At 39.7% G+C, this 25897-nt stretch carries 21 protein-coding genes; 17 read left to right on the top strand and 4 right to left on the bottom strand.

Going from position 1 to position 25897, the window contains the following annotated elements; genetic code table 11:
• Positions 1 to 131 precede the first annotated feature (131 nt).
• The 10 genes from KZC02_RS13575 (at position 132) to KZC02_RS13530 (ending at position 14413) form a co-directional block, all read left to right on the top strand.
• Entirely contained in the window at positions 132 to 386 is a 255-nt protein-coding gene (locus KZC02_RS13575) for a GlsB/YeaQ/YmgE family stress response membrane protein (RefSeq protein ID WP_221394583.1), read from the top strand.
• Positions 387 to 500: 114 nt separating this feature from the next.
• A complete protein-coding gene (locus KZC02_RS13570) occupies positions 501 to 2060 on the top strand; it encodes a GH3 auxin-responsive promoter family protein (protein WP_221394582.1) in 1560 nt (519 codons plus the stop codon).
• A 98-nt stretch (positions 2061 to 2158) separates the two neighbouring features.
• On the top strand, positions 2159 to 5257 hold the full coding sequence (locus tag KZC02_RS13565) for an AAA family ATPase (RefSeq protein WP_221394581.1): 3099 nt from the start codon (positions 2159 to 2161) through the stop codon (positions 5255 to 5257).
• Between the two features lie 124 nt (positions 5258 to 5381).
• Complete coding sequence (locus KZC02_RS13560) at positions 5382 to 6581, top strand: hypothetical protein (protein ID WP_221394580.1); 1200 nt, start codon at positions 5382 to 5384, stop codon at positions 6579 to 6581.
• A gap of 165 nt (positions 6582 to 6746) precedes the next feature.
• Positions 6747 to 7133: an FdtA/QdtA family cupin domain-containing protein gene (locus KZC02_RS13555; protein WP_221394579.1), complete on the top strand. Its 387-nt coding sequence runs from the start codon at positions 6747 to 6749 to the stop codon at positions 7131 to 7133.
• Positions 7130 to 8224: a DegT/DnrJ/EryC1/StrS aminotransferase family protein gene (locus tag KZC02_RS13550; RefSeq protein ID WP_221394578.1), complete on the top strand. Its 1095-nt coding sequence runs from the start codon at positions 7130 to 7132 to the stop codon at positions 8222 to 8224. The genes KZC02_RS13555 and KZC02_RS13550 overlap by 4 nt, the downstream gene beginning before the upstream one ends.
• On the top strand, positions 8221 to 9141 hold the full coding sequence (locus KZC02_RS13545) for a glycosyltransferase family 2 protein (protein WP_221394577.1): 921 nt from the start codon (positions 8221 to 8223) through the stop codon (positions 9139 to 9141). The genes KZC02_RS13550 and KZC02_RS13545 overlap by 4 nt, the downstream gene beginning before the upstream one ends.
• Positions 9138 to 9905 (top strand): bifunctional 2-polyprenyl-6-hydroxyphenol methylase/3-demethylubiquinol 3-O-methyltransferase UbiG, encoded by a 768-nt coding sequence (locus tag KZC02_RS13540; RefSeq protein WP_221394576.1) that lies wholly within the window; start codon positions 9138 to 9140, stop codon positions 9903 to 9905. Before KZC02_RS13545 ends, KZC02_RS13540 begins: the two co-directional genes overlap by 4 nt.
• 350 nt (positions 9906 to 10255) lie before the next feature.
• Complete coding sequence (locus KZC02_RS13535; protein ID WP_221394575.1) at positions 10256 to 13312, top strand: two-component regulator propeller domain-containing protein; 3057 nt, start codon at positions 10256 to 10258, stop codon at positions 13310 to 13312.
• Between the two features lie 96 nt (positions 13313 to 13408).
• Positions 13409 to 14413, top strand: coding sequence for a ScyD/ScyE family protein (locus tag KZC02_RS13530; protein ID WP_221394574.1), 1005 nt, complete (start codon positions 13409 to 13411; stop codon positions 14411 to 14413).
• Positions 14414 to 14467: 54 nt separating this feature from the next.
• Here the strand turns inward: KZC02_RS13530 and KZC02_RS13525 are convergent, their stop codons facing one another.
• Positions 14468 to 16291: an alpha-amylase family glycosyl hydrolase gene (locus tag KZC02_RS13525; RefSeq protein WP_221394573.1), complete on the bottom strand. Its 1824-nt coding sequence runs from the start codon at positions 16289 to 16291 to the stop codon at positions 14468 to 14470.
• 281 nt (positions 16292 to 16572) lie between these two features.
• Between KZC02_RS13525 and KZC02_RS13520 the strand changes: the two genes are divergently transcribed.
• The 7 genes from KZC02_RS13520 to KZC02_RS13490 all read left to right on the top strand — a co-directional run bounded on the left by KZC02_RS13520 (position 16573) and on the right by KZC02_RS13490 (position 23427).
• Positions 16573 to 18186: an aminopeptidase P family protein gene (locus KZC02_RS13520; protein ID WP_221394572.1), complete on the top strand. Its 1614-nt coding sequence runs from the start codon at positions 16573 to 16575 to the stop codon at positions 18184 to 18186.
• Positions 18187 to 18216: 30 nt separating this feature from the next.
• Positions 18217 to 19011, top strand: coding sequence for an SDR family NAD(P)-dependent oxidoreductase (locus KZC02_RS13515; protein ID WP_221394571.1), 795 nt, complete (start codon positions 18217 to 18219; stop codon positions 19009 to 19011).
• An 18-nt stretch (positions 19012 to 19029) separates the two neighbouring features.
• Positions 19030 to 20085 carry a Gfo/Idh/MocA family oxidoreductase gene (locus KZC02_RS13510; RefSeq protein ID WP_221394570.1) on the top strand — a complete coding sequence of 352 codons (1056 nt, stop codon included), beginning with the start codon at positions 19030 to 19032 and terminating at the stop codon, positions 20083 to 20085.
• A 141-nt stretch (positions 20086 to 20226) separates the two neighbouring features.
• The gene (locus tag KZC02_RS13505; protein WP_221394569.1) at positions 20227 to 20832 is read left to right on the top strand and encodes an NAD(P)H-dependent oxidoreductase; all 606 of its coding nucleotides are present in this window, start codon (positions 20227 to 20229) and stop codon (positions 20830 to 20832) included.
• A gap of 36 nt (positions 20833 to 20868) precedes the next feature.
• On the top strand, positions 20869 to 22740 hold the full coding sequence (locus tag KZC02_RS13500; protein ID WP_221394568.1) for a monovalent cation:proton antiporter-2 (CPA2) family protein: 1872 nt from the start codon (positions 20869 to 20871) through the stop codon (positions 22738 to 22740).
• Positions 22741 to 22748: 8 nt separating this feature from the next.
• Positions 22749 to 22937, top strand: a complete 189-nt coding sequence (locus tag KZC02_RS13495; protein WP_221394567.1) for a hypothetical protein — start codon at positions 22749 to 22751, stop codon at positions 22935 to 22937.
• Between the two features lie 157 nt (positions 22938 to 23094).
• A complete protein-coding gene (locus KZC02_RS13490; protein ID WP_221394566.1) occupies positions 23095 to 23427 on the top strand; it encodes a hypothetical protein in 333 nt (110 codons plus the stop codon).
• A gap of 67 nt (positions 23428 to 23494) precedes the next feature.
• Here KZC02_RS13490 and KZC02_RS13485 read toward each other — a convergent pair whose 3' ends face one another.
• From KZC02_RS13485 to KZC02_RS13475, 3 genes are all read right to left on the bottom strand, one after another.
• Entirely contained in the window at positions 23495 to 24874 is a 1380-nt protein-coding gene (locus KZC02_RS13485; RefSeq protein WP_221394565.1) for a sodium:solute symporter family protein, read from the bottom strand.
• Between the two features lie 175 nt (positions 24875 to 25049).
• Complete coding sequence (locus KZC02_RS13480; protein WP_221394564.1) at positions 25050 to 25346, bottom strand: hypothetical protein; 297 nt, start codon at positions 25344 to 25346, stop codon at positions 25050 to 25052.
• Between the two features lie 232 nt (positions 25347 to 25578).
• Entirely contained in the window at positions 25579 to 25878 is a 300-nt protein-coding gene (locus tag KZC02_RS13475; protein ID WP_221394563.1) for a Dabb family protein, read from the bottom strand.
• Positions 25879 to 25897: the final 19 nt, after the last annotated feature.

Genomic DNA, 25897 nt, shown 5'->3' with positions numbered 1-25897 from the left:
TATGCACCGTTACAGAAATTGCGTTTCCGAAAGCGTTGGATTTACAAATTTCCTGCGAAATTTTTGTGTACGGCATAGTTTTTATAATATTAGGGAAGTAATCATTCACTATAATCTAATCTAAATCGTACATGGGAATTTTAACATGGATCATCGTCGGCCTTGTGGCCGGAGCAATTGCTAAAGCACTTCATCCTGGTGCTGATCCGGGAGGTTTTATCGTAACCATTCTAATTGGTATTGCAGGAGCAGTGGTAGGTGGCTGGATCTCATCTTTACTGGGTTTTGGCACCGTCGATGGTTTTAACCTTGGCAGTCTTTTTATTGCAATTCTCGGTGCAGTACTTCTTTTGTTTCTTTACAGGAAATTTAGTACCAAATCTTAGATATACGTCATATGCATATGGTGAGGGAAACAGTTTTAATCTGTTCTCTCACCATTTTTATTTGCTATTTTTACAAAATCTGGAAGATTAAAACGTTCAACTAATTGATAAAACATGAAGCTGGTAAACGATATGACTGTCTGGTTTTTGAAACGGCGCTATGAAAGGATAGAGCAGTTTATGAAGTCTCCGATTGAGACCCAGCAGCGCATATTTTCAGAACTCATTGAAACAGCGCGTTATACAGAATGGGGCAGTAAGCACAATTATGGCCAGATCAAAACCATCAAAGATTTTCAGAACCAGGTTCCGGTATCTTCCTACGAGGAATTATACCCTTATATAGAACGTGTTTTAAAAGGTGAACCTAATGTGCTTTGGCCTTCACAAATCGAATGGTTCTCCAAATCTTCCGGTACTACCAATGCCCGCAGCAAATATTTGCCTGTATCGCCCGAAGCACTGGAAGAATGCCACTACGAAGGTGGGAAAGATATGATGACATTGCTGATCCAGAACAGGCCCGACACCCAGGTTTTTGATGGAAAAGGGTTATCTATTGGCGGAACTCTGCATGCGAACCCTTTCGACGATTATACACAGGTTGGAGATGTGTCGGCAGTTATTATGCAAAATCTGCCGGCATGGGGAGAAATAATGCGTACACCACCGCTTGAAGTTGCCCTGATGGATCATTGGGAAAGCAAGCTGGAAAAAATGGCCACGATTTGTTCACAGGAGAATGTGACCAGCATATTAGGTGTACCAACCTGGACGATCGTTCTGCTTGACCAGATACTGGAACTGACCGGAAAGGACAATATGCTTGAAGTGTGGCCGGATTTTGAAGTTTTTGTGCACGGTGCAGTTTCTTTTGAGCCTTACCGGGATCTTTTCACTAAAAAATATTTTCCTTCTGATCAGGTAACTTATCTGGAAACTTATAGCGCTTCTGAGGGATTTTTTGCTATTCAGGATGATCTGAACAGGATAGGCGAAATGCTGCTCATGTTGGATTATGGGATTTTTTATGAGTTTTTACCCATGGATGAAGTCGGTAAAAAACACCCAAGAGCACTGTTACTGGATGAAGTGGAAGTGGGCGAAAACTATGCACTGGTGATTTCAACCAACGCCGGATTGTGGCGGTATCTGATTGGCGATACGATCAAATTTACTTCAAAATATCCTTTCAGAATTAAAGTGAGCGGACGTACCAAACATTTTATCAATGCTTTTGGTGAAGAAGTGATCGTGGAAAATGCGGATCACGCGATTAAAGTAGCTACGCAAAAAACAAATTCGCTTGCTGCTAATTATACTGCCGGACCGGTTTATATGGGTGACGGTTCGCGTGGGCGCCATGAGTGGGTCATTGAGTTTACTGAAGAACCTCATAACCGTGAAGAATTTACGCGGGTTCTGGACGAGGCATTACGGGAAGTAAATTCTGATTATGATGCCAAACGTTATAAAGATATGGCATTGCTGGCTCCCCTGATTCACTTCGTTCCTGCGGGTACTTTTTATGCATGGATGGGAAAACGCCAGAAACTGGGCGGCCAAAACAAGGTTCCAAGATTGAGCAATGACCGTGTTTATCTGGATGATTTGCTTGCAATGGTTTTGGATGAGCCGTCGGCTTTTGGCAATCGGCCATCAGCAAAGGGTTGAAATATTGGCTTTCGGCAATCAGCAAATAGCCACTAATAATATATTGAAACATCAATGAAGCCGAAGGCCGAAAGCTAACGGCCGACAGCCTCTACATAATGATTCCAAAATATCTTAAAATCAAAGGTTTATATTCCTACCAGAAAGAACAGGAAATACATTTTGATCCGTTAACGGATGCATCACTTTTTGGGATTTTTGGTGCGGTTGGAAGCGGAAAATCCTCTATTCTGGAAGCCATTACCTTTGCCTTGTACGGAGATACTGAACGATTGAATTCGAAAGGTGATGACCGGACGTACAATATGATGAACCTTCGTTCGGATGAATTACTGATTGATTTTGAGTGTATTGCAGGAAAAAAAGCAGAGCTGTATAAGTTTACCGTGAAAGGGAAGCGTAACAGCAAGAATTTTAAGGAGGTAAAAACTTTTGAAAGAAAGGCTTATTTATGGAAAGAAGATGCCTGGATTCCACTTGCCGAAAATGAAACTACGGAAAGTATTATTGGCCTCAGCTACGACAATTTCAGGAGAACGATCATTATTCCTCAGGGCAGGTTCCAGGAATTTATAGAGCTGAAAGATTCGGAACGGACACGGATGATGAAGGAGCTTTTTCAGTTGGAAAAGTACGATCTGAGCCGGAATGTGGGGAGCCTCAGCAAAAAAAATGACATGGATCTGTCTAATCTGGATGGACAGTTACTGGGATTGGGAATAGTAACTCCGGACATGATCGAAGAGGAGGAAAAAAAGCGTGAGGAAGTCAGGGCTCAAATAAAAGCAGTTAATGATGAATTACTTGTCCTTACCAGCCAGCTTGACCAGATGCAGAGGTTGAAACTGGTGTTTGAGAAAATGCAGTTGCTTCAATTCCAACTGGCAGAGCTTGAATCCAAACGCTCCATAATGAAAGGCCGGGAAGAAAAATTACGAATTTTTGAAATTTGTTCTTTGCACTTTAAAACGCTTATAGATCAAAAAAAATCACTTACGGATACTATACTTCGGAATCAGGATACATTTGATAAAAATGCGCTAAGAAGTTCGGAGCTTGAAATACTTTTATTAAGCCAAAGTGGAATATTAACTGGATTAAAGGATCACTACGAAAAGCGTGAGGAGCTTTTGGACATGGCCGCAGAATTGGAAAAAGTTATCCTGATTTTAGACCAGAATATTCAGGTTGAAAAAAATAAAAGTGCGCTTTTAAGGGGAGAAGAAAGGCTGAGAGAAAAGGAAGAAACGATTGTTTTGCTGAAAAAACAAAAACAGGAAAAGGAAGAAGAAAACGAGCATAAAAAAAGTAAATTAACAGATATACAAGAACTTAGCCAGGTAAGGTCATGGTTTGCAACTTGCGATGAAATCCATGAGAATAAGAAAATTACCTTAGCCGAAGGAAATAGTTTAAAGGAAAATCTTGAAAAAGAGAAAGAACTCCTGAAAGAAAAAATAGGACAGGCTAACCAGTCATTTTTCATCAATATTGCTTCTGATTTTAACGCAGAAATTATTGAAACTGCTGTTCAGAATTACCTGGCCGATAATGAGATTGCCAGGAAAAATCTTGAAAAACAAACAATATCAATAGAAACAAAGCGTGCTTTACACCAATATGCGAGTACACTTACCAGTGGTGAACCATGCCCGCTTTGTGGTTCTGAGCATCATCCGGCTGTGTTACATGAAGACGGTCATTTATCAGGAGAAATTACTGAAATTGAAAATCAGCGGGTGCGCCTGCAAAAACTGGATCAATCAGTCCGGAGATTTCAATCCATTGTAGAAAAAGATTTTGGCCGGATTGATAATCTGATGAATCAGCTCGATACGATGAGATCCAGATTGAAAGCTATAAACGAGCGTATCACACGTCATGAGTCGCTTTTTGTTTGGGCTAAATTTGATAAAAGTGACCGGAAAGCATTCGATGAATATTTTTCAGGAATTGAGAAAATTCAGAAAGAAGTAAAAGAAAACGATGTGCTGATCAAAAGTATGACAGCTAAAATAGAATCTGATACTGAGGAAAAAGTAGAAAAGATCGAAAAACCTTTACAAAATCTGAAAAACGAAATCCTCAGAATTGAAAATACAGTTTTTACATTATCCGGTCAGCTGGAAAAAGTGAAATTGACTGACTTTAACGGGCAGGATAAAGCCGTTATTATCGATAAAATTGCAGCTCTGAAACACAATTATCAGAAAATAAAAGAGCTTTATGAAAAGACAGAAAGAGAAATTGATATTCTTGAAAAAGAAAAAAATACGATTTCCGGAAGTCAGGCGACGTTATTTGCAGCACTTGAAATAAACCGGGAGCAATTAACAGGGATACAGGTGGTTATTTATGAACAATTAAACAAATATGAATTTGAATCTGAAAATCTAGTCAGGGAAATACTGGAAATGCCGATCCGGATTGCGGTTGAAAGAAAGACAATTGACGAATTCAAATCCACTTTGAACACAACTAAGAGAGACCTTGAAAATCTGTTACTCGAAAACCAGGACCAAACATACATACCAGAAAAACATGAAGAGCTGATCAATGGTAAGAGTAATCTGACAACCAGCCTGAATGCATGGAGAAAGGAAGAAGGCCGGCAGGACGGTTTACTAAAAAAAATGGCAGAAGATCTGGCAAAAAAAGCATTGTTATTAAAAGAAAGGAGCCGCCTGTTGTTACGTAAAGATCATTTGGATGATTTGGCAAAGCTTTTCCGTTCCAGCGGTTTTGTAGATTATGCATCCAGTATTTATCTCCAGAACCTGATCCAGGCGGCCAATCACCGTTTTCATCAGATGACCCACCAGCAGTTGCATTTGGAACTGGGAGAAGGAAATAGCTTCTGGGTCCGGGATTTGCTTAATGGCGGTCATATGCGTTTGCTCAAGACTTTATCGGGCGGACAAAAATTTCAGGCTGCATTGTCACTCGCACTTGCTCTGGCCGATCATATACACGTCAGGAATGAATCCAGTCATAACTTTTTCTTCCTGGATGAAGGATTTGGTTCTCTTGACAAAAATGCATTACAAATGGTTTTTGAAACCCTGAAATCATTGCAAAAAGAGAACCGGATAGTTGGTATCATAAGCCATGTAGAGGACTTGCAGCAGGAAATCCAGACTTATCTGCATATCGAAGAAAGTGAGGAGGGAAGCAGGATTGTGGCCAGCTGGAAATGAAAGTGTGGGAGGTATTGATCTGAATTGCAATTGATGTAATTTGAAATGTGCTAACGGCGGTATTGAACTATTTAACGTATACATGCTGTATATTTGAACAAGTAATTCGCATTTACAGTTAAGCATGCTTTTAGAAAATTTTTACCACTCTTTTACATTTTGGCTCGAATCAAAGTTATCTGCCAGGAATTGGCTTTGGCAGCTTGTCTTTTTTTCGGTCGTATTATCCCTGTTTCTTGCCTTTCCTCCTTACACATTACTGATCGACCATCTTAGTGAAAATGGCGTGAAAATGGATGCCTGGGTTTTTATACAAAATCAGGCTCAGGATCTTTTTCATCCCAGAGATATGGAGTATGATGTCCGCCGCGAAAATATGATCTTCCGGTGGCTGCTTCCATTACTTTCATACCTTACAGGGCATAATGTGCTCCTGATCCTTGTATTTCAGGCCGTTCTGGGCATTTTGTTTTTATATAAGACAGGAAAATACATTTATTCAATTTCAGAGGATAAAATCATCACAGCTTTCTTTATCCTGTCTGTATCCAACATTTTTGTCAATGTCTGGACATTTGCGGACGTGCATGGTTATGGCGATGGTTTTGCCTGGTTTTTCTTACTGGTTGCCTTGCTCAGCAAAAATTCTGGTGTTATTTTTCTGTCTCTGCAGGCAGCTTTTTTTACGGACGAACGGGCAGTAGTTGCAGGCGGTTATCTGTTGCTTTGGTGGATGGTTACCAAAGCGTGGGAGAAAAATAATTTTAGCTTTGGTACGCTTTTAAAACTTGCTTTTTCAAAGGAAAGCCTTGTCGTATGGGCTGCATGGTTAGTTTATTTTACCATACGTTATTATGTCCAGGTCACTTATTTTCCTAATCATCATTACTCCACGATCGGTACGCCCGTATTATTTGCCGATGCGCATCGAAATGGCCTGGGAAGCAGTATCTGGGCGGCTTTCGAAGGAACCTGGCTGATCATGTTAGCCGCAGCATTTATTTTGTATTTAACCAAGAGATACATATTGCTGTCAGCTCTGGTTATTGGTTTTGTTATTTTGGTAGCCACCGGTATTTATGTGCACGATATTGACCGGGCTCTGTCTTACGGATTTCCATTCCTGCTGATTGCTATGTTTATTTTAGTAAAAACAGCCTCTATGTCATCCATACGTATTATTTTATTTTTTTCAATGATTATTTGTGTTAGCCACCCACAAATATTCTATATGGGTTATAATAAAATTCTATGGCTCGAACCATTACCTGTTAAGATATTTATGTTTTTGGATAAAATAGCAGGCTGGAATTTCTTTAATTAAATTATTAATTTTAAGTAACTATTCCAAGAAATGATTAGTCACTTTTAATAGGTTACGTATATAGGATATTTTAAATAAAAAAACTTTTTACCTTGCAATGAGGTTAGAAAAAACTTAGAATTTGATACGGGCTTTTTAGCTAACTCCTAACACACATTTTTAAATATGCCACAATTAGTTGAGTTGAATACTTTTACTTCTGGCGCCGGTAATCTTACAGTTTTTGAAAAGATTATACCTGGCACAATCAAGCGTGTATTTTACATTTACGGGGCAAGTGAAATAAAAAGAGGAGGGCATAGGCATCACAAAACCTGGAATGCACTTGTCTGCCTTCATGGGAGTTGCCGTGTGTACTCTAACGATGGTGAAAATGAAGAATATTTTTTTCTTGACAATCCTGCTTCCTGCCTTATTTTAGAACCGAAAGACTGGCATATTATGGATTCCTTTTCTGAGGATTCAATTCTTCTGGTGCTTTCCAACGAATATTACGATCAGTCGGATTATATCGACCAGCCTTATATGCTGAATCAGCTAATTCCCCAATGATCCCGTTTCTGGATTTAAATCAAATTAATGCACCTTACCTTCCAGCTATTGAGGAAGCGACTTTACGGGTATTGAGGTCAGGCTGGTATATTTTGGGAAATGAGCTGAAAACATTTGAGAAAGATTTTGCAGCCTATTGTGAAGCGGAGTATTGTATTGGAACAGCCAATGGCCTGGATGCCATCACATTAATATTAAAAGCGTTTGAATTTCCTGTTGGCAGCGAAATTATTGTTCCTGCAAATACTTATATCGCGTCAGTACTGCCCGTAAGCTATCTCCATCATATTCCTGTATTTGTGGAGCCCGATCCGGTTACAATGCTGCTTGATCCTGCTAAAATCGAAGAGAAAATAACACCGCTTAGCAAAGCCATCATTACGGTTGATCTCTATGGCCGGAGTTGTGAAATGGAACCAGTTCTCGAAATTGCAAACCGCTATAATTTAAAGGTAATTACTGATGCGGCGCAGGCTCACGGAGCTATTTACCAGAATAAGAAAACAGGAAGTATTGCAGATGCTACCGCTTTCAGTTTTTATCCGACCAAAAATCTGGGAGCATTAGGAGATGCCGGGGCTGTTACAACATCGGATAGAAATTTGGCTGAAAAAATTACTTATCTGAGAAATTACGGTTCAGTTGAAAAGTATAAAAATGATTACCAGGGGGTAAACAGCAGGTTGGACGAAATACAGGCGGCCATTCTGAGCATTAAACTTCCTTTTTTAGATAAGGATAATGAACGGAGAAAGCACATTGCCAGTCGGTACCTAAACGAAATAAAATTGCAGGAATTAATATTGCCACCCGGTGACAAACGCAATGAGGACGTCTGGCATTTATTTATAGTAAGGCATCCTCAGAGAACTGTATTAATAGCGCATCTTGAAAAAGCCGGTGTACAGACCAATGTACATTATCCTTTGCCCATTCATCAGCAACGCGCCTATTCCCATCTCAGTCATTTGCAATTGCCCATTACAGAACTTATTCACAATCAGGTGATTAGCCTTCCATTACATCCGGTTTTGACGGACTCAGAAGTAACTTATATTATTCAGTGTATTAACCGGTTTGATACTATATGAAGCTATCTGTTATTATACCCGTTTATAACAGCGAACACTCGATCAGGCTCCTGATTGACCGTCTTCAGGCTGCTTTGGTTACTGTCTCTTTTGAAATTGTGTTGGTAAATGACAACAGCCGTGACGGTTCAGAAGCGGTATGTAAAGAAATAGCTCAAAAGAATTCCAATGTGCGTTTTATATCACTTCGCCGGAATTTTGGAGAATTTAATGCAGTGATGTGCGGACTCAATTGGGCATTTGGAGAATATTGCGTGATGATTGATGATGATTTTCAAAATCCGCCGGAGGAAATTTTGAAACTGGTAACTACTGCCGAAACCGGTGATTTCGATGTGGTTTATACTTACTACTCCAAAAAACAGCATGCCATGCACAGAAATATGGGAAGTAAATTTGTTAACTGGCTCACCAGTTACTTGTTGAACAAACCCAGGGATTTGTACCTGTCAAGTTTCAAATTATTAAAACAGGAAGTAGTGCAGGAAATTATTAAATATAAGGGACCTTATCCGTATATAGATGGCCTTATCTTTCGCATCACCGGCAATATAGGAACAGTAAAAGTGGCGCATCAGAAAAGGGAAAAAGGCAATTCTAACTATACCTGGAAAAAGCTTATTTCATTGTTTCTCAACATATTATTCTGCTATTCTTCTTTACCGATCCGCCTGTTCATGCCTGTTGGCCTTGGGCTGTTTGGCCTGGGATTTCTGATGCTGGTTTTTCTTTTCGGACAATGGATAGTTGGCCCGGACCCCAAAGGCTGGCAGGTCGTAACAGCAGCTTTCATTTTTATTGGAGGAATTCAATGTACACTTCTGAGCGTTTTGGGTGAATATATTGGGAAAAGTTTTATGGCGCAGAGTGGTCAGCCACAGTATGTTATCAAGTATAACAGTACACAGTCGCTATGATAAATAACAGAATTGAATACCAGCGCATGTATGAAGCAGAGCGAAAACTGTGGTGGTATCAGGTACTTCACCGCAAAATTTTGTTGCAGATTACAAATCACTTTAAGGTTTTTAACCCCAGACTCAAAATACTGGATGCTGCGTGTGGAACCGGCGGGCTGCTCTCGTTTTTAAAGGAAAAAGGGTATCACAATATATCAGGTTTTGATTTCTCCGAACATGCCATAGATTTCTCACTGGCCAGGGATCTGGATGTGAGTTTTGGTGATCTCAAAAATGTAAACGCTTTTCGGCCCGATGAAACTTTTGATGTGATCTGCTGCAACGATGCGTTGTATTTTCTGACTGACACAGAGATCATTAGCGCTTTGAAAATATTCAGGAAAAGATTGAATAAAGATGGAATTATTCTGATCAATATTCACGCATTTGAAGCATTTTCTGGCACGCACGATCTGGCTGTCGGCAGTTCACGCAGGTTTACATTCGAAGATTTTGAAGTGTACCTCGGATTGGTCAATCTAAATGTGAAATACAAAACGTACTGGCCATTTCTGCTATCCCTTCCAATATGGTTAGTAAGGATTTGGCAGCGCCGTCAAATCAGAAAAGAGAATTTAAGTACTGCCACGCCCGACTCGGATGTAAGTTATCCCGGCAATTTTATCAACAGCCTGCTACTGCGTATGATGTCACTTGAAGAAACTATATTTCATACTGCGCCATTCGGTAGTTCCCTTTTCATGGTTTTGAAAGAAAAGTAATGTTTTGACAAGCGCAAGTAAGAACATGCATTATTACTTAAAGCAGTTTAGTAATTAATCTGTCTTTTATCCTTCAATTTTAAGAACGTATAATATTTATAGTTAAATCTGGTTTTGGTAATAAAACAAGATAACACGTAAAATTACCTGATTAATTAAATCGGGTAATTTTACTTTATAATACTATGGATTTTAAATACATATTTGTGATAAGTACGATTCCATCTTTCAGGGGCAGGTTTTGAGTTCGGTAAATAATATATTCCCAGAAATACTTACAGGAATTGTGAAATTTTAGTGAAATTAATTGCGCATTAATTGGACTGTTAGAATACAATATTTTCAATAATATGGCTCAGCGTCTGTTACTTGCTATCACTTGTTTGATTGGGTTAAGCTGCCTGGCCCAAAATACAGACCAGATTTACTTTGAGCATTATTCGCAGGACAGAGGTTTGTCGCAGGGTAGCGGTTATACATCGGTTCAGTTTGATGGTTTTATGTGGTTCGGAACACAGGACGGGCTGAACCGGTTTGATGGATATGATTTTAAAGTTTATAAAACCGGACAAACTAATTCCAATTTTATTCAGACTCTATTAGATGACAAAAAAGGGCATTTGTGGGTTGGTACCATCAAAGGGTTAAATATTTACAATTCTGAAAAAGATAGTTTTAAAGGGTTTCATCAGTTCTTAGGGAAAGATCATTTGTTGCAAAGCGTGTCTGTCAAACTTTTGATGATGGATAAGTTGATGAATATCTGGATATTAACAGACGAAAATGGTGCATTTTACTTTGAAACCGCAAATAAGGCAATCAGGCATTATCCTATATTTTCCAACAGACTGATTGATATAACAGAAGGCAAAGATGGCAGTGTTTTTGTAGCTACTGACGATGATATTTTTAAACTGGACGGAAGCAGGCAGAAATTTGTGCCGCTAAAAATGAATGAGGTTCTGGGATTGTCAAAAAAAACAATATTCAGAACTGTACTCGCCGATACTCAAAATCAAATATGGGCTGGTACTTATGAAGACGGCCTTTTTCTGCTTGAAAACCGAAGTGGTAACTTAATTTTACAAAAACATTTTACGAAGGGAAGCCGCCCCTATAACCTGAGCGGCAATGAAATTACGAGAGTAATGGAGGATTCCAAAGGCAGGATATGGATTGGCACCCGAACCGGAGGAATTTCTGTTTATCATCCGGCTGATCAAAATTTTATACATGTATTACACCAGGAAACCGAACCGCTTAGCCTTTCCGATGATTATATTCTGTCATTTTATGAAGACCGTCAAAACAATGTCTGGATTGGAGTTAGTGGACGAGGGTTTGAAAAATATGATCCCCGAAAGTATCAGTTTGGATTGATACGCAAAAACGAAGATAAACCTGACCAGTCGCTTTCGGACAATATGGTTTTCAAAATTTATGGCCATAAAAACTATTTATATTTTGGGACGCAGTCCGGAGGCCTCACGCGATTCGATCCTGTTCTCAATCAATTTAAAATATATAAAAGTAATCCTGGCAATATCAAGAGCCTGCTGCACAACGAAGTATATGACATTTCTGCTGATAAAACAGGCGATTTATGGCTTGCTTTGGGAAAAGGCCTTTGCAGATTCGATCCTGAAACCCAGCATTTCAAATCTTTATTTCGGGAGGGACAGCAGGAACTGGTTTACTTATATGCAGTGCAAGCATTAAATAATGATGAAATATGGACAGGCGGGCAACGCGGACTGTTCCGTTTTGACAGCCGGACAGAGCAATGGAAAAACTGGAATGACCAGCCTGAAATAAAGGCTATTTCCGGTTATGTCATCAGGTTAATTTATGAAGATTCAGAAGGCGATATATGGTTTGGAACTATTGGCCATGGATTACTGAAATATTCAGCTAAAACAAAAAAGATTATAAGATTTAACAAAACCAGCGAAATCGACTGTCCGAATATAAGGGCAGTATATGAAGACCGGCATACTTTTTGGATTGGTACCGATTGCGGTGTTTATGAGCTGGACAAAAGGACAAATGCTGTTGTAAGGCAGTTTTCTGAAACAAGCGGGTTACCTAATAATGTGGTATATACAGTCTTGAAAGACAAAAAGGGGATTTATTGGTTTTCCACAAATAAAGGGCTTACTGCCTTCGATGCGGCTAAAAAAACATTCAAGAATTATGATGCGTCGGACGGGCTTCAAAGTAATGAATTTAATACCAATTGCTCGTTTATGGCAGATGACGGCACTCTATATTTTGGCGGTGTAAATGGGATCAGCTTTTTTAGGCCGGACCGCCTTACTTCCAATCAGTTTGCAGGCCCGGTCAGGATTACGAATATTAAAGTAATGGATCAGGCTTATATCGACAGTATTGCGGTTCCGTACCTTAAAGCGATCAGTTTGCCCTATGATCAGAATTATATTTCGTTTGAGTTTTCGGCTTTAAATTTTTCTAATTCAGAAAGGAATAGCTATAAGTACCAGATGCAGGGCCTTACTAAAAGATGGATAGATGCCGGTAACAGAAGGACCGCAAATTACACCAATCTTCCACCAGGTGATTACACGTTTCGTGTGAAAGGGTCAAATAATGATGGAATTGAAAATCCACAGGAGGCAGCCATAAAAATACATATTCATCCACCTTTCTGGAAAGCAACCTGGTTTATTACACTGCTTTTTTTACTGTTTTTAGGCATCTTATACTTTATTTACAAATACAAAATTGCATTAATCAGAAAAGAGGAGCAGCAGAAAGCGGAAATAAAACAGATTCGGACGGAAGCGGAAGCAGCAATTCTTAGAGCAAACATCAATCCAGACTTTGTGTTTGATGGCCTTAATACGATTGAAACATATGTTCTAACCAACCGAAGAAGGGAAGCAACAAATTTTATTCAGGTTTTTTCAAAGCTTATAAGAAAAGTCGTGGAAAACAGCAGACAGGAATTGGTTTGCGTGGAAGATGAACTTACAGCATTGAAGCTTTTTGTACAGCTCGAAGAAGAACGGTACAATTATATTTTTCGAACTGAATTTGACATAGATGCTGCTCTTCTGGAAAACAAAAATCAGATCCCGCCTTTGCTGGTACAACCCTTTGTCGAAAACGCAATAGCATATGGTTCAGTAGAAATGGTGCAGAAGCAAAGTCTGCTGAAAATTATCATGAAGTGTGAAAAACCTCTTCTTAAAGTTATTATAGAACACAGCGGGATTGAAAAAGAAGAACCAAAAAAAATGAACGGTAATTCTGTGTATAAAAATCCGATTGATATAACACTCAAAAGAATTACAGCATTGGGCAATTTATACGAAAGCAAAACTTCTTACAAAATTACAGACAACGATATGGGAACGCGCGTTGAGCTGTTTTTACCTTTAAAATAACCGGATAATAAGAATACTGCTTAAAATAAACAGATAATCTATAAGTTTCTTAATATCGCGTAAAATACAGTAAATCAAACCCATAACCAGTATTTTATGAAAACTTTACATCTTTTAAAGATTGCTTTTTTCTTTTTATTATTTACGGCCGGATGTACAGATCATGATATTCCCGAACCGGATATACTAACTTCCGAAGAATTTGTCGGCGACCTCGTCACACCGTTTGGTGTAACAAAAGGCGAAGGCGATAATTTGTGGGTAACGGAGGTAGGTACCGGCGAAAACGACGGACAGGTTTCACTTATCACTCCGGACGGAGCTGTTTATCCGGCTATTGTTGGTTTTACGTCAGAAATAAGTGAAGAAGAGGGCCTCCCTGACGGACTAACACATTTAAAATATAAAGATGGAAAATTATATATTGTACAAGGACGGGGCGGTTTCCTGTATATCGTTGATGTTTCAGGTTTTGAGCCGGGAGATGCACCGATTCAGGCTAGTACACTAAGCAGTGAAAATATAGGACAGTTCGTTCTTGATCACGATTTTATTATTGACACCGGCGAATCACATTTATATAATCTGACCTGGGGAATTGACGGTGATTTATTCTTTACAGATGCTGCTGCCAATGCCATCATACGCAGAAAAGCCAATGGAGATTTGAGTGTATTTTCAGAATTTCCGCAGTTCCCGAATTCAACTGGCGTTGGCCCGCCAATGGTTGATTTTGTACCAACCGGAATTACTTACGACGGCACAAAATTCCTGGTCAGTGCTTTGTCAGGATTTCCTTTTGTGGAGGGTAACGCAGCTATATATCAGCTAAATGCGGCTGGAACTCCTTCATTATACAAAAGCGGATATACAATGCTGACAGATATCACTCTTACTCCTTCGAACAGTCCGTTGGTTATCCAATTCGCTCAGTTTTCACCGGCTACCGGATTTGCACCAAATACCGGAAAGGTTTCTGATGGAAACGGAATAGCATTACTTGAAAACATCATGATGCCAACTGATATCGAAAGGACTGGTGACAAGACATATTTCATGGTTTCTTCCGCATTAGGCAAAGTTTATAAGCTTACTTACTAAGATACCCAATTGCCCCGGGTTTGTACCCGGGGTTAATTATAATTCCTGCCTATTTTACCCATAAATTACAAAACCCGAAGGTGGGATCGTTACCCTTATCGCTTTTCCATTCCTGAGTTCCACACCCAGTTCATTCGGACTTGTTCCTGACGCATACAAACATTTTAATTTGGAATCAATCGCGTGTAAGCCGTGATCTATCGTTACATAAGCAATTGTTTCATTTTCTGTGTCTGTATTAATAGCACATAGAACTTCTTTTTTATCTAAAATCCTCGACCACGCAATAATAGAATTTAAATGATTTCCTGAAAAAACCGGAAAGCTGAAATCAGTACCATTAATGGAAATCTGACGCAGGTATTGCCTGCCTCTTCGCAATGGAAGATGCTGTTTTCTTACTTTTAGAATCTTGGCAATTTCAGGATACCATAGATTATCTTCTTTAAAGAAATGTACGTTTTTTGTTCTGAAAGCGCCAAAACTTCCTCCAAACATTGATTCCCGGATATAACGGTCGTTGCCGCCTTCTCCGTCAAATGCCTGCTCTGTTCCGTAATATAGACATGGAATACCCAATGAAGTAAGGTTAAGGCCCATCACAGCAATAAGCAATTCAATACCTGATGCTTCGGCACAAAAACGCGCTTTCTGGTCACCTTTCCTGACCTGATCATGATCATCAAACAAGGTTACGACTTTATTCCTGAACCAGATATGTGATTCCTTTTGAACAAGTTCTGAATTTCTGAACAAACTGAAATATTCGGATGGGCTGCGGAAACCTTTAACTGCGTATTCCAGTTTATCGGGTATGTCATCAATCCCCAAAGCAGCATTTAATCCCGTAATTTCCAGCGTTTCAAAAGCTCTTTGCCTTCCGCCTGTAATTTCACCGATCAGGTAAAAATTTTCTTTGCCGATAGACATAGTAAATTCCCTGATCACCGATGAAAAATAACGGGTTGCACCCAGTTCCATGTGTTTGACTGTATCAATCCTGAAACCATCAATGTCCGTTGCGGCAATCCAGTATTTATAAGCTTCTGTAATATCAATTAATGCCTGGGAAGGTTGAAAACTATCTACATTGCCATTTCCGTGATTAATATCTTTGAGTGAAAAAAAGTCGCCTTCCAAAAATTCGGGATGGCTGTCCCAGTTTCTTATTTCACCTTTTTTGGTAAAAGAATTGGATGACTGGAGTTCTTTTGGCCAGATACCGGCGTCCGGAAAAAGTGCATCATCAATAGCAGCAAATGGAAGATTAGCCTCACCCAGGGCATCTCGGAATCCTTTAACAGGAAACGTTTTGCTGTTGTCATAAACGGGTTCTTCATCATTCTGATAAGCAAATACATCACCGGAATGATTAAGAATGATATCCAGTATGACAAAAATCCCGTTTTCATGTGCCGTCTGCACTACATCAATCAGATCCTGCGTTGTTCCGAAACGGGGTTCAATGTCCAGGAAATCCTGAATTCCATAACCGTGATAAGATTCCAGGAACGGAACCTGCTTGAAAACCGGGCTGATCCAGATTGCCGAAATTCCCAATCGTTTCAGATATCCGATTTTACTTTTTAAGCCTTTTAATGTACCTCCAACAAATTTTTGGCCTGCTTCTCTCCATTCTGCGGCATCTTCTTCGGTTACAATGGCATTCTCAAAATCAGAAAGCTGAAACGCCGGTGTAGTGCCTGTGGTTACAATATTTCCATTATTATCTCTAAAACCTTTTTCATTCCCGTCTGAGAAGCGGTCCAGTAGCAGAAAATACAAGACCTGGTCTTCCCAGGCCAGCGGCGAAGGAAAGTATTCTGAACGTATGAGGCTCGGAAAATCGATTTCCCGTAATGATTTGATGTTTGCCATAGTGCTAGTGTTGGATATCAATGTTTAACAATGCGGCATCGTGAAATAAACAATATATTCACAATCAGGCAAACCGCTTAATAATTGGCAGTCACAAGGTTGTCGACTACCTGAAACGTTTTCAATTGGAAAGCTTTTTACAAAAAAATAGTTACCAATATTCAGATATTGCCGTTTGGCACGAAGTTCTTTCTTTTGAGGCTTAAAGTAGGTACTTTTCGGATTATCTGCATTCGTGAAAAATAATTTAATTGCCATCCATATTTGTAAAGACTGATCAAATGAGAAAAATTCTTACACTATTATTTTCAGGTATTTCACTGACTGTCAGTTTTGCACAGTTTTCATTACCAACAGATTATTTGAAAAATGATTTTCACAAAGGCCGGAGAGAAGCGCTGCGGCAATTGCTTCCGGCCAATTCAGTAATGGCTGTTTTTGCTTTCCCTGCACGCAATTTCTCCAACGATGTGGATTATAAATACCATCCAAATCCTGACCTGTATTATCTGAGCGGTTATACTGAACCGAATGCTGTATTGCTGATATTCAAAGAGCCACAGAAGGATTCAGCAAACAATTCCTATACCGAGTTGTTTTTTGTGCAGAAAAAAGATGCGCAAAGAGAACAATGGACTGGCAGACGGCTGGGTGTGGAAGGAGTAAAGGAGCTAGGATTTTCAAACGTATATAATGCGAGTGATTTCAAAAAATTTCCACTGGATCTCTCCGGATTTGAAAAAGTGATATTCGAATTTCCACAGGACCTTTCCGACAAACTTTCCCAGTCCGACGATGTGTACGACCTTGTTGAAAGTTTTCGGAAAAAAGCTGCTATGCCGGAAGGTTTTGATGCAGAAGTTGTTGGTGAAATAGCATCAACATCTCTGAACCCTATGCTCTTAACGGCAGCCTATTTGCCCCGGATTACAAAGTATTACAAAGGAATAGTTGCAGCGAATGAACGCTACAAACGCAACGAATTTGCCAACAGGTTTATAAACGTGAAAGATTCTACGGAATTAAGTTCGCTGTTTAAAGAAATAAATGGGTTAAAATGGAATTCAGCCTTATATACTTCCTATACCAATCAGTTGAGGCAGATCAAAACGGCCGAAGAACTATTGCTGATGCGAAAAGCCATCGACATTTCGGCACTTGCACATAATGAAGCTATGAAAGCCATTAAGCCCGATATGTCAGAATTGGAATTGCAGGGTATACAGGAATTTATTCATAAAAAACTGGGTGCGGAATATGTTGGTTATCCGTCTATTGCAGGCGCAGGAAATAATGGATGTGTACTGCATTATATCGAAAACAATGTTACAAATGTTGGTAACCGTATGGTGCTTATGGACGTAGGAGCGGAATATCATGGCTATTCTGCTGATGTTACGCGTACTTTTCCGGCAAACGGGAAATTTACGGCAGAGCAAAAGCAGATCTACGATATTGTATACGAAGCACAGGAAGCAGTATTTAAAATTTGTAAATCAGAAACTACATTTGAACAGATTGAAAAAACGGCCAGAGATGTAGTAACCAAAGGTTTGGTAAGGTTGGGTATCCTGAATAATGAAACTGAGAATACCTTATATTATCCGCATGGATGTTCCCATTTTCTTGGGCTGGATGTTCATGATAAGGGTGAGTATGATAAGTTGAAAGAAAATATGATCATTACGGTTGAACCAGGGATTTATATTCCGGAAGGCAGTAAATGTGATAAAAAATGGTGGGGAATTGCGGTGAGAATTGAAGATGATGTACTGATTGGAAAAGAAAGATGCGAAATACTTTCATCTTTAGCACCAAGGAAAGCGGAAGACGTTGAAAAGATGGTTTCGCAAAAGAGCTTTGTTGATGATATTAAAATAGATTATAAAAAATAGTTAAAGAAAGGGTGAAACTTTTAAATAAATATGGACTTACAACTCAAAGGAAAAACTGCCTTTATAAGCGGCTCAACACAGGGAATAGGATTTGCCATTGCCCGGAAATTACTTGAAGAAGGTGCAACGGTTATCATTAACGGGCGAACAGAAGCCAGGATTAATGAAGCAATCGATAAATTAAAGCAATTGATTCCGGATGCAAATGTATCCGGTGCAGCTGCTGATTTTTCCAAAGCTGATGAAGTAAATGCACTACTTGAAGGTTTGCCGGAAGTCGATATTCTGATCAATAATGCCGGTATTTTTGAGCCAAAACCGTTTGTCGATATTACAGATGAAGACTGGTTCAAATTTTTTGAGGTCAATGTATTGAGCGGCGTAAGATTGTCAAGATACTTGTTTCCCAAAATGCTCGCGAAAGACTGGGGCAGGATCATATTTATTTCAAGTGAATCGGCTGTAAACATTCCGGAGGAGATGATCCATTACGGTACAACCAAAACGGCACAGCTCTCAATCAGCCGCGGTTTGTCAGAGCTCACAAAAGGAACCAATGTTACCGTAAATGCAGTATTACCCGGCCCAACCAAATCGGAAGGTGTGGGGGAATTTGTAAAACAAATGGCCGCTGCGGCAAATGTTACACCCGAAGAAGCAGAGAAGGATTTTTTCAAAACTGCCCGGCCAACATCATTGCTTCAGCGTTTTGCTTCTGTTGAGGAAATTGCAAATCTGGTGACGTATATTGCAAGTCCTTTGTCATCCGGTACCAATGGCTCTGCATTGAAAGTGGATGGCGGAGTAGCAAAATCAATTATGTGATGAAATAAGAACGTTATTATGTCTTCGGAAACAAGAATAATTAAAACAGCATTGCTGTCATATGGAATGTCGGGAAAGATCTTTCATGCCCCGTTCCTTGACCTGCATCCCGGCTTTGAAATGACCGGATCCTGGGAAAGGAGTAAAAAACTGATTCAGCAGGATTTCCCCGAATTGAAAAGTTATCCTTCACTGGAATCTATACTTGAAGACGAGCAAGTAGAACTGGTAATTGTGAACACGCCAATTGATACGCATTTCGAATATGCCAAAAAGGTTTTGCTTGCCGGAAAACATGCAATAGTTGAAAAAGCTTTCACCACAACACTTGCGGAAGCTCAGGAGTTAAATGCATTGGCCCATGAGAAAGGTTTAAAGCTTTCAGTTTTTCAAAACCGAAGATGGGACAGCGATTTCTTGACCGTAAAAAAAGTTGTAAAGGAAGGCCTGTTGGGTAATTTGATAGAAGTAACTTTCTCCTACGAACAGCACAGCCCGGAACTGAACGAAAAAGCGCATCTGGAAACCCCATCCCCCGGATCAGGTTTGCTGAAAGACAGAGGATCGCATATTACAGACCAGGCGCTGTATCTTTTTGGAATGCCGGATGCCGTTTTTGCGGATTTACGTATTGTTCGGCCAGGTTCTTTGGTGAATGATTATTTTGAAATGCTTCTTTTTTACGATGAACTGCGTGTAAGACTGAAAGGTGGTTTTATTGCCAGGGAAGCTGCTCCTGCCTATATTCTGCATGGCCTGAAAGGTTCGTTTCTGAAAAGCCGGGGCGATTTACAGGAAGATAAGCTGGTAGCTGGTGAAAAACCGAATGCAGAAGATTGGTGTACAGAGCCGGAAGAAAAGGAAGGGATTCTGCATACGATAAGGGACGGAGTCGTTGTCAGAGAGAATTATAAAACGGAAAAAGGAAGTTATCTGGAATATTTTGAGTGTATTTATCAGTCCATAGTAAATAATAAACCTGAGCCTGTTACCGCCTCAGATGGTGTAAATACAATGAAAGTTTTGGAAGCAGCGATTAAAAGCCATGAAAAAAAGAGGGTGATTAAGTTATAGAAATAGCAGTTATATATAGTTGTATTATTTACCATACAATACCCGCGCTGACAGCAAATGAACGTTTTTGTTCAAAAACCTGTCAGCGTTTTTTGTTATATTTACATGAATCAGTAAATCAGCCCGATCAAATTTTTGGTTATGTCCAAAGTCCTTATACAATTTGCGCATCCTACATTAAGCAGATCCAATATTCACAAAACCCTTGAAACCTACGGCCGGAAGGTAAAAGGCGTAACATTTAATGATCTGTACGAATACTATCCGGATTTGTATATTGATGTGGAAAGAGAGCAAAAATTACTCTTACAGCATGATGTGATCATATTTCAGCATCCTTTCTATTGGTACAGCAGCCCGCCAATTATTAAACAATGGCAGGATCTGGTGCTTGAATATAACTGGGCGTATGGTCCTGATGGACATGCATTAGCCGGGAAAAAGATTTTTAATGCCATTTCATGCGGCGGTAGAAAAGAAGCTTACAAAGAAACCGGGTACAATCGGTTCCCGGTCAGCCAGTTTTTGCTGCCTTTCAATCAGACCGCACATTTGTGTAACATGGAATATCTGCCTCCTTTTGTCGTACACGATACTTACACAATGAATAATGATCATTTGAAAAGTTATGGCGAACAGTATGCGCACATACTTTCTGCTTTGGTCAATAATGAAATAAATCCGGAGCAATACCAGCATGTTGAATACCTGAATGAACTTGTACCAACAGTTGAGATATTGCATTGATAATGAACGACTAATTCTCACTCTTTAAAATTTTACATGCAGCAGACATTCTTTTTTCAAGCCATGATTTATCTGGCGGCGGCTGTTATTATGGTGCCGGTTGCCAAACGGTTGGGGCTGGGTTCAGTTTTAGGTTATCTCGTGGCTGGTATTCTGATCGGTCCGGCATGTCTGAAGTTCATAGGAACCGAAGGGCAGGATATTATGCATTTTGCGGAATTTGGGGTTGTTATGATGCTCTTTGTGATTGGCCTGGAACTGGAACCTTCGCGTTTATGGCGGATGCGTAAAGACATTGCCGGACTGGGTGGTTTGCAGGTAGGGCTCACAAGTATTATTGTTGCAGGTTTTGCCATGCTTTTCGGGATTGGATGGAAAGAAGCCATTGCATTGGGAATGATCGTGGCTATGTCTTCCACTGCTATCGTAATGCAGACCCTTTCAGAAAAAGGATGGCTGAAAACAGTTGCCGGACAAAGTTCTTTTGCTGTTCTCCTGTTTCAGGATCTTGCCATTATTCCCATGCTTGCATTGTTCCCGTTATTGGCTGACCATCTTCCCGCCGGCGAATCGCACGGAGCCGATCATGAAACTTTGGTAAGCGGATTTCCTGCATGGTTACAGGCAATTTTTGTACTGAGTTCTGTCGCAGCTGTAATTGTTACGGGCAAATATCTGCTGCGGCCTGTGTTTCAGCTCATGGCTAAAACGGGAATGCGTGAAATGTTTACTGCAACTGCTCTTTTGCTGGTGGTTGGCATTGCGGTATTGATGACCTCCGTTGGATTAAGCCCTGCCTTGGGAGCATTTGTGGCAGGGGTAGTGCTAGCAAATAGCGAGTACCGGCACGAGCTGGAAAGTTCAATTGATCCGTTCAAAGGTTTGCTGCTTGGGCTTTTCTTTATATCGGTTGGTACATCTATTGATTTTCAGCTAATTATAGCCAAGCCACTGACCATCCTGGGATTGGTAGGAGGATTGATGTTATTTAAAACGGTTGTTCTTTTTGCATTGGGCAGAATTTTTAAAGTCCGTAATGCACAGAATTTTATTTTTAGTTTCGGATTAAGCCAGATTGGTGAGTTTGCCTTCGTTTTATTAAGCTTTTCTGCACAGCAGGGAGTTTTAAGCAAAGAAATAACAGATACGATGATGGCTGTTGTTGCAATTAGCATGGCTTTTACCCCACTGGTTATGATGCTGAACGAAAAACTGATTTTGCCACGTTTGTGTGCAATGGGGGAGGTAACAGAAGTGCAGAAGGTAAGTGATGTGGAAGATGAGGACAATCCGGTGATCATTGCGGGTTACGGGCATTTTGGAAATACGATCGGCAGGTTTTTAAGGGCTAATAATGTAACAGCTACCGTATTGGACAATGACAGTGATAATGTTGATTTTCTGCGCCGCATGGGTTTAAAGGTGTATTATGGAGATGCAACCCGTTATGAATTGCTGGAAATTGCAGGAGCAAATAAAGCCCAGATTATCATTATTGCTATCAGCGACGAAGAAAAAAGGCTGGAAATGATCGAAACGATTAAGAAACATTTTCCAAACCTGTATATTCTGGTTCGTTCTACCAACCGGAATGATGCCTATGACCTGATGAACGCAGGTATGATGCATATTTACCGCGAAACATTTGATACCAGTTTGCGTGTAGGCATTGATGCGCTAAAACTTTTAGGACATCGTGCACATGAGGCAACGCGTTCGGCCAAAACTTTTTTTATACATGATGAAAGAACGCTGAAACATCTTTCAAAAATCAGGAATGATGAGGAATATGTCAATGCTGCCCGTGAACACATTGAGGAACTTGAACTGATTATGCAGGCCGACAGGGATGCGGTAAATCTGCGTGCTCTGGAAGGCTGGGATCGGAAAGAGGAAGTTCAGGGGTGAAAGGAAGAATGGAAAAGGTTAAGGGCGAAAAGGTTAAGGGGAAAGGGCTTTTGAATATGGAAAATTTGGATGTTATGAGAATCAGTCTTAAAGATAATAAAGCTGTATTTGGAGTAAAAGACCAATCGTTGCGATTGATTTATGCATTGGAATCTGGAATTCTGAATGTACTTGGAAGAGAAAAAAAAGGTAAATGAGAGAAAATGGAGTTTCATTATGTACGTATGGGCAGTTACAAATGACTATTAATAACTCATTTTTAATTAAAAAATGATGTGTGAAATTGTGCTTAATTGATATTAGTTACTTATGCTGATTTTTTAAGTCTAATGAAACTCAATTAATTACATCCATATGGGGCATTCAACTAGATTTTCATTGTTTATAATATCTATTTTTTTGATTTTAAGTTTGATCATGTGGTATTTATGGGAGTATGGTAATAAAGATCAAACTGATTCTTATGTTGCAAAATGGATTAAGGCCATTTTAATTTCAACTTCTTCAGGATTGTTTTTTTATATGTTTGCTGAAAAGTACAATATAAAAGAAAATATGACTCCTAATATGTTTAAAGCCATCGGATTGACCCTTTTTGCATATGGAAGCTGGTTTCTGGCAGGTTTAGGCTATTTATTATTATTATTAATGCTTTTAACGGATTATGTACGTTATAAATCAAATTAATATTAATGACTCATTCGTTTTGATCAGTCATATCAACTGTGGATCTCTTGTTATTAATCTTAAACTTTTATAATTGTCGAAATCTAAAAAATGAAAGTATACCCACATACATCCCTCCAATACTAGCAACTAGCCCATAAACCAGCGGCGGATATTCGGTCTTGTAATAAACACATAATAGCCATACAACCAACCCGGCAATCATGGCAAGAATACATCCGGTCTGATTGGCCCTTTTTAAATACAAACCTGCTGCAAGCGGAACAAACAGAGAAACCAGGCTGAATGCAGAGGATTCGGCAACAAGGTCAAAAATACTTTCGCTTCGTGATGCCATAAAAATACAGATAACGGTAATCCCGATAATACTGATCCGGATAATCCGCAGCAGCTGTTTGTCGGTAAGTTCCGGGCGAAAAAATTTGATCACATTCTCGCCAAATACGGCCGCGGGTGCCATAATTGCACTACTGGTTGTACTTAATATCGCAGAAACCAAAGCACCAAAAAAGATAATTTGAAGAGGTAAACCCATGTGCATCAATACCATATTCGGAATGATCATTTGTTTGTCTCCACCAATTTGCGCTGGATATAAATGATGTCCGCAAAGCCCGATAAACAGGGGCAGCAGTGCAATGGTAAAATACATAACAGAAGAAAGTAACGTTGCTTTTACCGAAACATCTGCGGATTTGGCTGACATGACCCTTTGAAATACATCCTGTTGCGGAATTGATCCCAGGCCAATTGTAATCCAGGCAGCAAAATATTCCACATAGTTCTTGAATGATAGTTTGGGATAAAACCGGAAGAAGTCTTTGGGTGCTGCTTTAATTAAGGGAGTAAAACCTCCTACTTTTATGTATAAAACAATTGCGACAATCAGCAGGCCGAGAATAATCATAATAGTCTGAAGAAAATCAGTAATTGAAATAGACCACATTCCTCCCCAGATCGTATAAAAAACCACAACAACAGAACTTAATAAAATACATTCTGTTAACTCCCAGCCTAACACCACCTTCAGCACGATACCCATTGCAAGCAATTGTGCCGCAATCCAGCTAAAATAGGAAGGAATAAGTAAACTTGCTGACAAAAGCTCTGAGGTTCGCCCGTAACGTATCCTGAAAAAATCACAAAAAGTGATAATGTTCATTTTATAAAATCGCCGGGCAAAAAACACTCCGATCAGAAACAGACAAAGCGATGCCCCGAACGGATCTTCAATCACTCCTAACAAGCCATGTTCGAGAAATTCAGAGGGAGAACCCATGATGGTTTCGGAACCAAACCAGGTTGCAAATGTTGCTGATGCAGCGAGTATAAGCGGGAGCCGTCTTCCTGCCAATACAAAATCTGCGGTCGTGGATATTCTGCGTGATGCCCAAAGGCCTATTCCCAAATTTGATAGTAAATATACTATGATGGAGAAAGCCAGCATTTCGGGCGGAGTGATTTTGGACAGATGATTTTACAAACAAATAGGTCTAAAATTAATATTACAAAGATTAGGGAGAAAAACGATAGCTGACGTAAAAAATTCAAATATTTTATTAAAAAAATACGGCTGAAAAATCAAGTTTATTTCATCTTTCAGCCGTATTAAAAATATGACTCTACTTATCTGCCTCTGTTACTGCGACCGTTATGGCCATATTGCCTGTGGCTTTGGCGGTAAAATTTCTGTTGCTTCTGCGTTCGTTGTAATGTCTTGACCTGCCGTAGTTCCTGTATATCTGACGTGGCGGAGTTGGCCTTACTATAACTCGTGGCGGTGGCCCGTAATGATATCCATAGCCCGGCCTGTATCCGTAATCATAACCCGGGCCATATGATCTGTATGCACAGGAAGAGATGGTTAATGTTAATATCAGTACTCCGATTATTGCTGTTCCTATTCTGCTTTTTCTCATGGCACTTGTTCGTTTTTGATATTATTTAAACGAACCAGTGGAAAGAATAGTGCCGGTTATATTGTTAACGAATGTTTATGCACATATCGACAAACCGAGTTATCCACAGATTTCAAAATACGTAAAAGTAAGCTAAGGTGCTGGAAATACGGAATATCTGTAACTATTAACAAGTTATCAACAACGCAATTGTGGATAATGTGGATAACTTGTTAATAACTCACAAATAGTCTTAAGCTTCCACATCATATATCACAACCTTACTCCAAAGATGTGCACAGTCTGCAACGAACTTTGTGTGCAATGGATGAACCTGGTACACATCATGTGCAGCTTCATCAGCAAAAATTAAAATTTCGGCAAAATCATATGTTGCATCAATAACCGGCCTGCGTGTAGAAGCCGGTGTACCGATATAAACTGATTCGATGGATTCAATTGCTTCAAGCGTTTTTATTCCTGCAAGAAGTGCTTTTTGTGCCTCTTCGTTGTCTTTTTCTTTCAGCCAAAAAAATACGTTGTGTACGAACATGTGTATTGAATTAAGAGTT

Origin of the sequence: Dyadobacter sp. NIV53 (assembly GCF_019711195.1) — a bacterium.
Lineage (GTDB): Bacteria > Bacteroidota > Bacteroidia > Cytophagales > Spirosomataceae > Dyadobacter.
The sequence above is the reverse complement of the archived record's forward strand: the minus strand, read 5'-3'. Positions and strand labels throughout refer to the sequence as shown.

Excerpts from the sequence above, each read along its gene's own strand:
- KZC02_RS13510 (WP_221394570.1), top strand. The coding sequence starts at position 19,030 with ATGTCTTCGGAAACAAGAATAATTAAAACAGCATTGCTGTCATATGGA.
- KZC02_RS13550 (WP_221394578.1), top strand. The coding sequence starts at position 7,130 with ATGATCCCGTTTCTGGATTTAAATCAAATTAATGCACCTTACCTTCCA.
- KZC02_RS13480 (WP_221394564.1), bottom strand. The coding sequence starts at position 25,346 with ATGAGAAAAAGCAGAATAGGAACAGCAATAATCGGAGTACTGATATTA.
- KZC02_RS13490 (WP_221394566.1), top strand. The coding sequence starts at position 23,095 with ATGGGGCATTCAACTAGATTTTCATTGTTTATAATATCTATTTTTTTG.
- KZC02_RS13515 (WP_221394571.1), top strand. The coding sequence starts at position 18,217 with ATGGACTTACAACTCAAAGGAAAAACTGCCTTTATAAGCGGCTCAACA.
- KZC02_RS13525 (WP_221394573.1), bottom strand. The coding sequence starts at position 16,291 with ATGGCAAACATCAAATCATTACGGGAAATCGATTTTCCGAGCCTCATA.
- KZC02_RS13565 (WP_221394581.1), top strand. The coding sequence starts at position 2,159 with ATGATTCCAAAATATCTTAAAATCAAAGGTTTATATTCCTACCAGAAA.
- KZC02_RS13570 (WP_221394582.1), top strand. The coding sequence starts at position 501 with ATGAAGCTGGTAAACGATATGACTGTCTGGTTTTTGAAACGGCGCTAT.
- KZC02_RS13545 (WP_221394577.1), top strand. The coding sequence starts at position 8,221 with ATGAAGCTATCTGTTATTATACCCGTTTATAACAGCGAACACTCGATC.
- KZC02_RS13535 (WP_221394575.1), top strand. The coding sequence starts at position 10,256 with ATGGCTCAGCGTCTGTTACTTGCTATCACTTGTTTGATTGGGTTAAGC.
- KZC02_RS13575 (WP_221394583.1), top strand. The coding sequence starts at position 132 with ATGGGAATTTTAACATGGATCATCGTCGGCCTTGTGGCCGGAGCAATT.
- KZC02_RS13560 (WP_221394580.1), top strand. The coding sequence starts at position 5,382 with ATGCTTTTAGAAAATTTTTACCACTCTTTTACATTTTGGCTCGAATCA.
- KZC02_RS13500 (WP_221394568.1), top strand. The coding sequence starts at position 20,869 with ATGCAGCAGACATTCTTTTTTCAAGCCATGATTTATCTGGCGGCGGCT.
- KZC02_RS13555 (WP_221394579.1), top strand. The coding sequence starts at position 6,747 with ATGCCACAATTAGTTGAGTTGAATACTTTTACTTCTGGCGCCGGTAAT.
- KZC02_RS13505 (WP_221394569.1), top strand. The coding sequence starts at position 20,227 with ATGTCCAAAGTCCTTATACAATTTGCGCATCCTACATTAAGCAGATCC.
- KZC02_RS13475 (WP_221394563.1), bottom strand. The coding sequence starts at position 25,878 with ATGTTCGTACACAACGTATTTTTTTGGCTGAAAGAAAAAGACAACGAA.
- KZC02_RS13520 (WP_221394572.1), top strand. The coding sequence starts at position 16,573 with ATGAGAAAAATTCTTACACTATTATTTTCAGGTATTTCACTGACTGTC.
- KZC02_RS13495 (WP_221394567.1), top strand. The coding sequence starts at position 22,749 with ATGGAAAAGGTTAAGGGCGAAAAGGTTAAGGGGAAAGGGCTTTTGAAT.
- KZC02_RS13485 (WP_221394565.1), bottom strand. The coding sequence starts at position 24,874 with ATGCTGGCTTTCTCCATCATAGTATATTTACTATCAAATTTGGGAATA.
- KZC02_RS13540 (WP_221394576.1), top strand. The coding sequence starts at position 9,138 with ATGATAAATAACAGAATTGAATACCAGCGCATGTATGAAGCAGAGCGA.
- KZC02_RS13530 (WP_221394574.1), top strand. The coding sequence starts at position 13,409 with ATGAAAACTTTACATCTTTTAAAGATTGCTTTTTTCTTTTTATTATTT.